Genomic DNA, 12,279 nt, shown 5'->3' with positions numbered 1-12,279 from the left:
TGGCTTAATCGCCAGTTGCAAAACGCAAAGCTTGATCCAAGTCAGCCAACAAATCACTAATATCTTCAATGCCGACAGACAAACGTAGCGTCTCCGGACGGGTACCGGAAGCAATCAACTCTTCCTCTGAAAGTTGCGCATGTGAGGTTGAAGCAGGGTGCAAGATGGATGACTTTCCTTCACCGGACGAAGCAAAATGCGTGAATACTTTGACACTGTCCAACACCTTTTTCCCAGCTTCAGCACCCCCGACAACCCCGAATGTGAAGATTGATCCAGGTCCCTTTGGCAGATATTGTTGGGCGCGCTCGTAGTAACGGTTGTCAGTCAAGCCGGCATAATTGACCCATGCAACTGCTGGGTGCTGTGACAAGAACTGAGCAACGCGCTTGGCATTATCCACGTGACGTTGAACACGTAGAGACAGCGTTTCAAGGCCTAACAAAATGATCCAGGCATTGAATGGCGACAAGGTTGCGCCGGAGTCACGCAGCAAGTTATAGCGAATGCGGTTAATGTAGGCCGCATCCCCAAACTTTTCCGTGTAAACTAGCCCGTGGTAACTTTCGTCTGGCGTGGTCAAACCAGGGAACTTATCATTTTGCGTCCAATTAAAGTGACCGCTATCAACAATCACGCCACCTAGTGCTGCGCCGTGGCCTGATAAGAACTTAGTTGCCGAGTAAACTACGATGTCAGCACCGAAGTCGAAAACGCGTGATAGGTACGCCGTTGCGAAAGTGTTATCAACAATCAACGGGATGCCAGCCTCATGCGCTATGTCAGCTAACACTGTTAAGTCAGCAATATTCGAATTTGGATTACCAATCAATTCAACGTACAGAGCCTTCGTGTTTGCTTGAATGGCATTCGTGACCGCCACCCAGTCATCGATGTCGACAAATGTTGTCGTTACTCCGCGACGTGGATAGGCCGTTGCAAGCAAGTTGTGCGTGCCACCGTAAAGCGTATTGGCCGCCACGATGTGATCACCAGCGACCGTTAAATTTTCCAATGCGTAATTAATGGCCGCCATTCCCGATGAAACTGCCACTGCGCCCACGCCACCTTCCAACAGGGCGAGTCGATCTTCGAGGACCGCTGTTGTCGGATTCGTGAATCGCGTATAAAGTTGGCCCGGCTTTTCAAGGGCAAATTGTGACGCCGCATCATCCGCGCTGTCATAAACATATGATGTTGTTTGATAGATTGGCACACTCGTCGCGTGTGCCTCTGCATCAGGTGTATACCCACCATGTAAAGCAAGGGTGTCGAAATTCAAGTCTGGTTCTGTCATGTTATTATGCCTCATTTCTAAGGTGAATTGTCAATTCAACCGGAACACTTGAGATAAATAATATTCTTTAGCCGATCTCCAGCCGAAAAGCTTTCGAGGTCGGCTATTAATTTGCTCAACCATTTGTTCAATGTATTCGTCTGAATAATCTTCGATTGCAGTCCCTTTAGGGACGTACTCACGGATTAGCCCATTTGTATTTTCGTTGGTCCCACGTTGCCATGGAGCGTGGGGATCAGGAAAGTAAAACTGGACATCGAATTTCTTTGTTATCTCATCTTGCGCACTGAATTCATTTCCGCGGTCTGGAGTTAAAGTCTGTATCTGACTAGTTGGAAGGGAATCTAGCATTGAACCTATGATTCTCATAACATCGACGGTTTTCTTTGATGCCGCTCGTTTTGAAAGTAATATTCTGGTCTTCCTATCAACCATTGTGACCAATACTTGACCGACTTTACGGCCAATAACAGTGTCCAGTTCCCAATCTCCAATTCGAGAGCGACAACCTGCTTCTGCAGGTCGCTCGTCAATCGTATTTGGAATTCTAATCTTACCTCGACGCTCGACATGACCTTTAGTATGTCGAGTTTTTCCTCTATGCCGAAGCGCACGAGCAATGCCCCGAGCTTTGTGACTTTTCACCGGCTGGCCCAAGTTATCTCTATAAATCGCTCGGTAGATTGTATTTGCGCTAATAATCGTATGACCTTTTGATATCTTTAGTCGACCAGCTATCTGTTCAGGCGACCAATGTTTTTGATTGATTCCATATATAACTAGTTCTCGCAGTTCAGTGTTATCTAACTTTCGGTGTTTATGCGACTTCGTTCGAGCAAGCATGTGCTTTTGATCGGCATCCTCAGCTTCATAAGTTGAGCCAACACAGCGGGCAATCTCACGAGAGATTGTCGAAGCGCTTCTACCAATTTCTTTTGCAATGCTACGCATTGACAACCCTTCTCTGAGTAAAACTTCTATACGTCCGCGATCAAATGCGGTAAGCTGATGATAATGACTCATAATGTTTCCTCGCGTTCTGTATGTTCTAGACAAACTACATTTTACGCTGGTTCATTATGAGTCAGTTTTTATTTAGCTTAGTGTTGCACTTGAATTGTAAATTCAAGAAAATAAAAAGCCCGTTCCTACTCCAGATAAATTCTGGAATAGAAACGAGCTTGTCGTGTTACCATTCTATCTTCATTGGCCAGTTACCCGGCGCAATCTTCATAACGTACGGTCAGGGTGCGACATGATGCATTGACGATACGCGTGTCGTTGTAACGGCGACCAACCCGTTATGCGATCATGAACTCGTCACTCACGCATACCAATCACAGGCCATTTTCATCAGCTGGTTAATCACTGTCTCACATCACCCGACAGTTTTCTGTGCATTATCCAACGCCAACTACTTTCCTGCTCAAATTGTTTCTCATTATTTTTTAACAATACCGATTGTATACTCTAATTTTTAGTAAGTCAACAACATGAAAAAACACCGGTTCGAGATGCCCTATCATCTCATACCGGTGTTTGTTTTTATTATAGGTTTTATGCGTAACGCCTTAATCTAACGAAAATTATGCTTCCGTATCCAACAAAGCATACTTGCCATCGCGACGCTTGTAGACAACAGCTGGTGTATTCGTCTCAGCATCTTGGAAGATGAAGAACTCGTGGCCCAACAATTCCATTTGCAAAACGGCTTCTTCAGCATCCATTGGCTTCAAAGCAACATGCTTTGTGCGGACAATGTCCAAACCTGCTGCTTCTTCAGCTTCAGCTTCTTCAACTTGCTCTTCAACAGCAAAGTCCAATTGCTCGATGCCCTTGTATCCCTTTTCACGAGACTTGCGGTTAACCTTAGTCTTGTACTTACGGATTTGGCGCTCCAACTTCTCTGACACGAAGTCGACCGTTTGATACATGTCTGATTGCGTATCTTCTGCACGCAACAACAAGTATGGCAATTGGATCGTTACTTCAGTCTTGAAAGTTCCTTCCTTGTAAGAACGAACATTTACGTGTGCTACATACTTAGCATCATCATTCAAGTAACGCTCCAAACGTGACAAACGCTTCTCGATGTACTCAGTCATCGCGTCTGTGACCTCAATGTTTTCACCACGTACCTTAAATTCTAGCATAATTCTGTCTCCTATCTGACTGATTTTGCGTGGGCCTAGTCCCCTAATAATGGCTTCACGCATCTCCCAAAGTATTCTTGAGATGTCCTTTCGGTAACTATATTGTAACACTCAGATGACAAGAGAGAAAGCGTTTTCATAAACTGTTCATAGCTCCGTCACCTAGCTAAGGTAATCGTGCATATCTGTTTCGCACCACATTCATATAAACACGTTGCAGCATGTCGCAGGGTTCTCCCTGTCGTATAAACATCATCAACTAAGCAAATTCTCTGACCAGTTAAATCAAGATTACCCATTTGGCACATAAATGGCTGTACCGTATTTAGACGATCCTGACGTGTTTTCAATGATTGTACACTCTTGTTATGGGATATACAACATAGAATATCATTTGTTTCACATATTTCTAATAGACCATTAACTTGATTGAAGCCGCGCATCGCTAACGTGTCGGGACTAACTGGGATTGGCACAATCATATCCGCTGAAACTTCAGCCAACCTTTTTTGCAAAGCACTTTGGAAAACGGTCCGTAAATGATATCCACCGCGAAACTTATACTGCTGAAAATAATCATGCATCATATCATCGTATTTAAACAGCGCTTGATTATTAAGTGGCGGGTAGCCATCCCCTAACCAAATCTGGCAATCCTCACATAAATCTTGTTGCGAGGCGCGCCCGCATTCTTGGCAGGTTGGACCAATAATTGGTGTGAACTTTCCCCAACATTCCTGACAAATCGGTTGCTGGCTTTTTGGTTTGAATTGCCAAAAATCTGTTAATTGCCACGTTTGTGTGACACCTTTTCCGCAAAACTCACACTTCATAAGTTTGCCCCATTTGATTCAAATAATTAATTTCACTACGCGCTGCTAATAGCGTTTGCGTTCTTTCTTGCACGAATGCCGTCACAATACCGGATGGTCGGCTACTACTTCGACCACACCGCCCAGCAATCTGAATAAGCGCTGCCTGACTAAATACTGCGTCGTCAGCTCCTAAAATAATCACGTCTATTCCTGGGAAGGTTACCCCACGTTCCAAGATAGTCGTCGTAATCAAAGCTTGTAGTTTTTCGTCACGCATCGCCTGCACCTTCACTTGCCGTTCTGAATCTGACGCGTGTGTAGCCGCAATGGCGATTTCAGATGCGACATGTCGAACCATCGTCAGTACAGCATCTAAATCAGCAACCGACGGTACGAACAGTAAAAATCTTTGTCCGCTCTGCTGATACATCTTCAGCAATGTTTGTAATCGCCCAGGCACCTTTTTACGCCAATCACCAATCCGGCGAATCGTAAAATTCGGTAGTGGATTGCCATGGAACCGACGTGGCAATAAGCTAATCGCTATTTTATTTCGGCGTACCTCACGCAATAACCGCGAACTAGGTGTCGCCGTTAGATAGAAATGGGAGCCATGTACGGCGGTGGCCTTTTGTAAGGCGCCAATCAATTGCGCATTTTCTGCATATGGAAACGCATCAACTTCATCAATCACAATGACGTCAAAGGCCTGTTTAAACCGTAGCAATTGGTGCGTTGAAGCTAGTACCAACTGGGTGTAGCGGTATTCGTCTGGCGAATCGCCATAAAGAGTCACGAAATCCGTCACGAATGCAGCCCGAATACGAGGTGCCAATTCGACAATGACATCTACCCGTGGTGACACAATCGCGACACGTTTCCCCGCTTGCAACGCATGCGCCAACATCGGAAATAACATTTCTGTTTTACCTGCACCAGTCACTGCATATGTAAGATGAGAGTTGCCATTCTCCAAAGCTTTAATTTGCTCATCGGCCACTCGTTGTTGGGCCGGGGTTAACGTCCCCGTCCATACACATGGCTCTGGGTCAATTTCAAATACATGCGGCTCTGCTATCGTCACCAAAACATCTCGAGCTGATAGGCGTCCTAAGTTAGCACATGCCCAACAATAACTAGTGCCATCTACCAAATGCCAATCTGGCTGAATTGCCGTTGCACACCGCTGACAAGTATTGTGTTCAATTGCCGATGTCGCCACCACATGCTCTGGCAGTATGGTCGTATCCGTGCCCGGAACTAGTCGTCCATAAAACAAACTTCGATCAATATCCATAACATCCCCCCTTACTAATAAAGAGGGTGCTTGACCGTTTTTGTCCAAAAAAAGAGCACATTGACTCTCTGTTCAACGTGCTCATCTAATTTTTAATTCTTTTTGACGTCACCGTCAGCATTCTTAGTAACCTTCATATCAGAAACCGGAATGTATCCCAACTTCTTGATAGTTGATTTCATGGCTGATTGCACAAACTTGATGTAAGACTTTGTGTTCTTATCAGTCTTCTTTGTTGTGTACATGTGCTCATAGGCCCAGATTTGCCACTTGTTTGACGCAACGTTTTTATCTGTTGGCTTCACATTATCAATGGCAACCGTCTTAATTCCCTTGGCATTCGGTCCTGTCGTGTATGAGAAAGCCAAATATGAAATAGCGCCTGGTGTCGTTGACACAATCTTTTGAACGGCGCCATTATCATCTTGCTCTTGTGACGTCTTGGCACTTTCGCCGTCCAAAACATCATGTTCAAACGTGAAACGTGTACCAGAACCTTGGGCACGGTTAACTAGGACGATATCTTCATCCTTGCCACCAACGTCCTTCCAGTTAGTAATCTTACCCGTGAAGATGTCTCGCAGTTCAGCCTTGGTCAAAGACTTTACTGGCACATCCTTGTTCACAACCGGCGTGATACCAACAACGGCTACTTTGTGATCGGTTAACTTTTTGGCATCGACGCCATCCTTCTGACTCGCGAAAATATCAGAATTTCCAATGGTCACACCACCCTTACCAACTTGGCTTAGGCCAGCACCAGATCCACCACCTTGTACGACAACTGACACGCCGGGATGCTTCTCTCCATACATCTCAGCGGCTTGTGACGCTAGTGGTTGTAAAGCAGTTGACCCCACAGCCAACACTTGCTTCTTTTTTGCGGCATTTGCATCATGCCCAACCAATCCCCCGGCTAATACGAGAACAACAGTACTTCCCACAACAAACTGCTTCTTATTCATCACTGACTCCTTCTCTGGTCATGTATTATTCGAGTTAGGTCGCAAGCGGTAAGCCACAGTTAGTAGTAGCAGATTGAAGTGAGGCGCTTACCCCTTACGACACTTTTAAGTATAGTGAGCCTTTGTATGTGTTTAGTCAGTGTTGTGTCATGATTTCATTGTGTTTTTGTAAATGGTGGCTTTACAAAAGCAGAACGCCACCTGTTTTTTCAAGTGGCGTTCCTGCTAAAAGCTATACAATTGTGAGGTTCATGCGTGATGGAGTTGCCCAACCGACAGCGTTTGTACCGGCATTAACTGACTCCCATTGCCCCATATTTAACCAATACTCACGTGGACTTGTTGCATATGGATCAGAAATTAAGAATTGCCCATTACGGTAACCAACGATGGTCATCACGTGGAAAGCCTTTTGATTTGCCAAATTCCAATTATAGTTTCCCCAGGTTACCACGGCGCGACCATTGCGCAATTCACTCATAACAGTCCCAATACCAGCCCCGGTTAAATCTTGAATCCCTTAACCATCGGCTTTAAACGGTCCGTCATCGCCGTAGCAAATATGGTTTCAACCTTGGCAGCCCCAGCACTATATGGATCACCGTAGAACCCTTGCCAAGGGGCGACGTTCCATCCGTAACCCATCTGTCGGTACAATGCATTAATGTCGTAATAACGCCCCTTTACAGACGCCGCAATCTGAAGCGATGCTCCTTCACAGCCTTGTGGCATACCAGCATTCAGTTGCGAGAACCATTGGTGATTCAAAGTAATCGCATCCATGGCTCCACCACCATTAAAGTGCGCAATCCCGTAATCAACATTTCGAGAAGAATTAGTGGCTTTTAAATACGTCCCCTTATCAAAGTAATAAGTGTCCCCGCACCAATCCTTAACACCCGTTACGATACGGCCGTTATCACCGAACATGTACCATAGTCCCCAGTTTGATTGGAGATAGTTATTGTCTTGGCGCAAGTACGTGTTGTGGTCAAAGTAGTAATAACTCCCTGCCCACTGTTGCACATCAGTCTTGATACGCCCATCGTTACCGAATAGATACCAATCACCCCAACGTGACTGCAAATAGTTGTTATCCCGTCGCAAGAAGGTGTTGTGATCGAAGTAATAGTAACTACCAGCCCAACGCTGTACGTCCGTCTGAATACGTCCATCCGCGCCGAACAAGTACCACAGTCCCCATCGAGACTGCAAATAGGCATTATTTACTCTCTTGTACGTATCGTGGTTAAAGTAATAATAGGTGCCATTCCAATGCTGCACGTCGGTCGTTGCCTTACCGTCTTTGCCAAATAGATAACTGGCTCCATTCTGAGTCACATACTTGTTCTTCACCATTTCGCCGGTCTTAGGGTTAAAGTAATACAGTCCGTTCTGGTAACGTTGCACACCAACTTGTTTAATCCCATTCTTGAATAAGACATAATGTTTACCATCATACACGTAGCCATTCACACGCTGATTATGACGATAGAATACCCCATCAACGTAACCATTCTTTTCGGCTGGTTCTGTCGTTGATGCATGACTTGTTGCTTCTTTAGCTGGTGTTTTAGCAACAGATTCCTGTTTTGTGGCTGCACTTGAAACCAGCGCCTTACCAATCAATATTGACGGCTTTTGAATATCAGATGACGCTGAGCTAGTAGCACTCTTAGACTTGTCAGTTGATGCTACTGAAGAACTATTACTTACCGACGCCTGTGAGTCTGCAGATGGCATTGCTGCAGAACTGTTAGCAACGCTATCCGCCTCTGAACTTGCGACGGAACTGTCTGCAACTGAATCAGATATGACATTCTCATCCGTGTTCACTGATGCAGCGGATGATTCTGCAACGCTTTCTGATTGCGCTACTTCACTATCGTTGCCCACGCCTGCCTCACTGGTAGCATTACTTTCTTCGTCTGACACAACTACAACTGCGTCATCAATCGGCGCAGTTTCCGTTACCGTTTGTTGTGGTTGATCCTGTTGTTCCTTTTCCTGTTCGTCCGCTAAGACGGTACCGTTCACACCTAGTACGGCCACAACCGCCGCACCAATCCCAGTCATTATCTTTCGATTCATACCCATGAGCCTCCGTACTTTTTTGCAAAGGATAGCACAAAAATTATGAATTTTTCTTCACCCGACTTTGGTTCGGACACATTCGTAATGCTGTAAAGGTTTATAAGCGCATAAAAAAACCGCACCATCTCTGGTACGGTTCATGTTGCATCGCGACGTCCTATCCTCGCAGGAAGCGATCCTCCAACTACTTTCGGCGCTATTGAGCTTAACTTCTGTGTTCGGTATGGGAACAGGTGTGACCTCAATGCCATCATCACGACACGCTATTTAATTGAGAAAATTTTAGCTCTCTCAAAACTGAATCATAATCTGTAAATCAAACTTCGTTTGAGCCTTACACCACGTTTTCAACTTGGTTAAGTCCTCGAACCATTAGTACTAGTCCGCTCCATGCGTCGCCGCACTTCCACTTCTAGCCTATCTACCTCATCATCTCTGAGGGGTCTTACTTCATAAAGAATGGGAAATCTCATCTCGAGGCGAGTTTCACACTTAGATGCTTTCAGCGTTTATCTCATCCGTACATAGCTACTCAGCGATGCTCCTGGCGGAACAACTGATACACCAGAGGTACGTCCACCCCGGTCCTCTCGTACTAAGGGCAGCTCCTCTCAAATTTCCTACGCCCGCGACGGATAGGGACCGAACTGTCTCACGACGTTCTGAACCCAGCTCGCGTACCGCTTTAATGGGCGAACAGCCCAACCCTTGGGACCGACTACAGCCCCAGGATGCGATGAGCCGACATCGAGGTGCCAAACCTCCCCGTCGATGTGGACTCTTGGGGGAGATAAGCCTGTTATCCCCAGGGTAGCTTTTGTCCGTTGAGCGATGGCCCTTCCATGCGGAACCACCGGATCACTAAGCCCTACTTTCGTACCTGCTCGACTGGTAAGTCTCACAGTCAAGCTCCCTTGTGCCTTTACACTCTGCGAATGATTTCCAACCATTCTGAGGGAACCTTTGGGCGCCTCCGTTACCTTTTAGGAGGCGACCGCCCCAGTCAAACTGCCTGCCAGACACTGTCTTCCACCACGCTTAGTGGTGCGAGTTAGAGTGGTCATACAACGAGGGTAGTATCCCAATGACGCCTCCACCGAAACTAGCGTCCCGGTATCTACGGCTCCTACCTATGCTGTACAAGCTGCACAAACACTCAATATCAAGCTACAGTAAAGCTCCATGGGGTCTTTCCGTCCTGTCGCGGGTAACCCGCATCTTCACGGGTATTTAAATTTCACCGAGTCTCTCGTTGAGACAGTGCCCAGATCGTTACGCCTTTCGTGCGGGTCGGAACTTACCCGACAAGGAATTTCGCTACCTTAGGACCGTTATAGTTACGGCCGCCGTTTACTGGGGCTTCAATTCGTACCTTCGCCAAAGCTAAGCACTCCTTTTAACCTTCCAGCACCGGGCAGGCGTCAGCCCCTATACGTCATCTTACGATTTTGCAGAAACCTGTGTTTTTGATAAACAGTCGCCTGGGCCTATTCACTGCGGCTCAGCTTTCGCTGAGCACCCCTTCTCCCGAAGTTACGGGGTCATTTTGCCGAGTTCCTTAACGAGAGTTCACTCGCTCACCTTAGGATGCTCTCCTCGACTACCTGTGTCGGTTTGCGGTACGGGCAGGTAAACACTAACTAGAAGCTTTTCTCGGCAGCGTGACATCACGGACTTCCCTACTTTATTTCGGTCCTCATCATAACTTGTCCTTAAAAGATAAAGCATTTAACTCGATCTAAGACTTATTATTTAACCCAGCATATCCAGCAGCTGGGATCCGTTAGCCTTCTGCGTCCCTCCATCGTTCAAACATGTTCACCTGGTACAGGAATCTCAACCTGTTATCCATCGACTACGCCTCTCGGCCTCGCCTTAGGTCCCGACTAACCCTGGGAGGACGAGCCTTCCCCAGGAAACCTTAGTCATACGGTGGACAGGATTCTCACCTGTCTTTCGCTACTCATACCGGCATTCTCACTTCTAAGCGCTCCACCAGTCCTCACGGTCTGACTTCATCGCCCTTAGAACGCTCTCCTATCGCGCCACTTACGTGGCACCCGTAGTTTCGGTGGTGTGTTTAGCCCCGGTACATTTTCGGCGCAGAATCACTCGACTAGTGAGCTATTACGCACTCTTTAAATGGTGGCTGCTTCTAAGCCAACATCCTAGTTGTCTATGCAACTCCACATCCTTTTCCACTTAACACACACTTAGGGACCTTAACTGACGATCTGGGCTGTTCCCCTTTCGACAATGGATCTTATCACTCACTGTCTGACTCCCGGACATACGTGATTGGCATTCGGAGTTTATCTTAATTTGGTAACCCGAGATGGGCCCCGCACCAAAACAGTGCTCTACCTCCAACACGCTACATTCCGAGGCTAGCCCTAAAGCTATTTCGGAGAGAACCAGCTATCTCCAAGTTCGATTGGAATTTCACCGCTACCCACACCTCATCCCAGCATTTTTCAACATGCACGGGTTCGGGCCTCCAGTGCGTTTTACCGCACCTTCACCCTGGACATGGGTAGGTCACCTGGTTTCGGGTCTACAACAACATACTAATTCGCCCATTTCAGACTCGCTTTCGCTACGGCTCCGGTCTTTCCACCTTAACCTTGCATGGTATCGTAACTCGCCGGTTCATTCTACAAAAGGCACGCTATCACCCATTAACGGGCTCTAACTTCTTGTAGGCACATGGTTTCAGGAACTTTTTCACTCCCCTTCCGGGGTGCTTTTCACCTTTCCCTCACGGTACTGGTTCACTATCGGTCACTAGGGAGTATTTAGCCTTGCGAGATGGTCCTCGCGGATTCCGACCGGATTTCACGTGTCCGGCCGTACTCAGGATCCTGACGGGAGGTCAACACTTTTCGCATACGGGGCTATCACCCTGTCTCGCTCAGCTTCCCAGCTGATTCTGCTAAATGTTAACTTTGTAACTCCACAATGTCAGTCCTACAACCCCAAAGTGCAAGCACTTTGGTTTGGGCTCTACCGATTTCGCTCGCCGCTACTGACGGTATCGATTTTTCTTTCTATTCCTGTTGCTAATGAGATGTTTCAGTTCACAACGTCTACCTTCAACCTAACTATATATTCATTAGGTGATAACTTGCATAACAAGTTGGGTTCCCCCATTCGGAAATCTCCGGATCAAAGCTTACTTACAGCTCCCCGAAGCATATCGGTGTTAGTCCCGTCCTTCATCGGCTCCTAGTGCCAAGGCATCCACCATGCGCCCTTAATAACTTAACCTATCAACTGACGTTGATGATATAAGTTTGAGTATGTGGCTCAAGGCCACAAGCGATTTTAAACTAATTTAAAAAACTCAAAAAATTACGCGGTGTATTTTTTCGGCTCAATTTATATTGATTAACAATATTAAATGAATTTAAAAATTTACAATTATGATTCAGTTTTCAAAGAACTAATATTGCAACCCGAAGGTTGCAATGGAGAATATCGGGATCGAACCGATGACCCCCTGCTTGCAAAGCAGGTGCTCTCCCAGCTGAGCTAATTCCCCATATATGGGACTGAGAGGACTCGAACCTCCGACCTCACCCTTATCAGGGGTGCGCTCTAACCAGCTGAGCTACAGTCCCATGGATATATGGTATGTATATGTTTGAGTGTAAGTCAC

Annotated in this window: 8 protein-coding genes, 2 tRNA genes and 2 rRNA genes; all 12 read right to left on the bottom strand. The window is 46.5% G+C overall.

The features are described 5' to 3' along the window. Positions 1–4 precede the first annotated feature (4 nt). Positions 5–1,297 (bottom strand): O-acetylhomoserine aminocarboxypropyltransferase/cysteine synthase family protein, encoded by a 1,293-nt coding sequence (locus OIT45_RS07725; RefSeq protein ID WP_199404347.1) that lies wholly within the window; start codon positions 1,295–1,297, stop codon positions 5–7. Positions 1,298–1,327: 30 nt separating this feature from the next. Further along, complete coding sequence (locus tag OIT45_RS07720) at positions 1,328–2,320, bottom strand: IS30 family transposase (protein WP_264330354.1); 993 nt, start codon at positions 2,318–2,320, stop codon at positions 1,328–1,330. A 563-nt stretch (positions 2,321–2,883) separates the two neighbouring features. Further along, positions 2,884–3,450, bottom strand: coding sequence for a ribosome hibernation-promoting factor, HPF/YfiA family (hpf, locus tag OIT45_RS07715; RefSeq protein ID WP_003609015.1), 567 nt, complete (start codon positions 3,448–3,450; stop codon positions 2,884–2,886). A gap of 158 nt (positions 3,451–3,608) precedes the next feature. After that, entirely contained in the window at positions 3,609–4,283 is a 675-nt protein-coding gene (locus OIT45_RS07710; protein WP_199404976.1) for a ComF family protein, read from the bottom strand. Continuing rightward, positions 4,273–5,349: a helicase-related protein gene (locus OIT45_RS07705; RefSeq protein WP_264339981.1), complete on the bottom strand. Its 1,077-nt coding sequence runs from the start codon at positions 5,347–5,349 to the stop codon at positions 4,273–4,275. Before OIT45_RS07705 ends, OIT45_RS07710 begins: the two co-directional genes overlap by 11 nt. A 305-nt stretch (positions 5,350–5,654) precedes the next feature. Then, positions 5,655–6,527: a phosphate ABC transporter substrate-binding protein PstS family protein gene (locus OIT45_RS07700; protein WP_264339980.1), complete on the bottom strand. Its 873-nt coding sequence runs from the start codon at positions 6,525–6,527 to the stop codon at positions 5,655–5,657. A gap of 232 nt (positions 6,528–6,759) precedes the next feature. Further along, positions 6,760–7,008, bottom strand: a complete 249-nt coding sequence (locus OIT45_RS07695; protein WP_135520417.1) for a hypothetical protein — start codon at positions 7,006–7,008, stop codon at positions 6,760–6,762. 23 nt (positions 7,009–7,031) lie between these two features. Next, complete coding sequence (locus OIT45_RS07690) at positions 7,032–8,618, bottom strand: N-acetylmuramoyl-L-alanine amidase family protein (protein WP_264339979.1); 1,587 nt, start codon at positions 8,616–8,618, stop codon at positions 7,032–7,034. Positions 8,619–8,765: 147 nt separating this feature from the next. Beyond that, positions 8,766–8,882, bottom strand: a 5S ribosomal RNA gene (gene rrf, locus OIT45_RS07685). A gap of 91 nt (positions 8,883–8,973) precedes the next feature. Continuing rightward, a 23S ribosomal RNA gene (locus OIT45_RS07680) occupies positions 8,974–11,888 on the bottom strand. Between the two features lie 201 nt (positions 11,889–12,089). Further along, positions 12,090–12,162: transfer RNA gene (locus OIT45_RS07675), tRNA-Ala, on the bottom strand. A gap of 5 nt (positions 12,163–12,167) precedes the next feature. Beyond that, positions 12,168–12,241 (bottom strand) — tRNA-Ile (locus tag OIT45_RS07670). Positions 12,242–12,279 lie beyond the last annotated feature (38 nt).

Source organism: Weissella sp. LMG 11983 (assembly GCF_025908495.1).
Classification (GTDB): domain Bacteria; phylum Bacillota; class Bacilli; order Lactobacillales; family Lactobacillaceae; genus Weissella; species Weissella fermenti.
The sequence above is the reverse complement of the archived record's forward strand: the minus strand, read 5'-3'. Positions and strand labels throughout refer to the sequence as shown.

Excerpts from the sequence above, each read along its gene's own strand:
- OIT45_RS07725 (WP_199404347.1), bottom strand. The coding sequence starts at position 1,297 with ATGACAGAACCAGACTTGAATTTCGACACCCTTGCTTTACATGGTGGG.
- OIT45_RS07720 (WP_264330354.1), bottom strand. The coding sequence starts at position 2,320 with ATGAGTCATTATCATCAGCTTACCGCATTTGATCGCGGACGTATAGAA.
- hpf (WP_003609015.1), bottom strand. The coding sequence starts at position 3,450 with ATGCTAGAATTTAAGGTACGTGGTGAAAACATTGAGGTCACAGACGCG.
- OIT45_RS07710 (WP_199404976.1), bottom strand. The coding sequence starts at position 4,283 with ATGAAGTGTGAGTTTTGCGGAAAAGGTGTCACACAAACGTGGCAATTA.
- OIT45_RS07700 (WP_264339980.1), bottom strand. The coding sequence starts at position 6,527 with ATGAATAAGAAGCAGTTTGTTGTGGGAAGTACTGTTGTTCTCGTATTA.
- OIT45_RS07695 (WP_135520417.1), bottom strand. The coding sequence starts at position 7,008 with ATGAGTGAATTGCGCAATGGTCGCGCCGTGGTAACCTGGGGAAACTAT.
- OIT45_RS07690 (WP_264339979.1), bottom strand. The coding sequence starts at position 8,618 with ATGAATCGAAAGATAATGACTGGGATTGGTGCGGCGGTTGTGGCCGTA.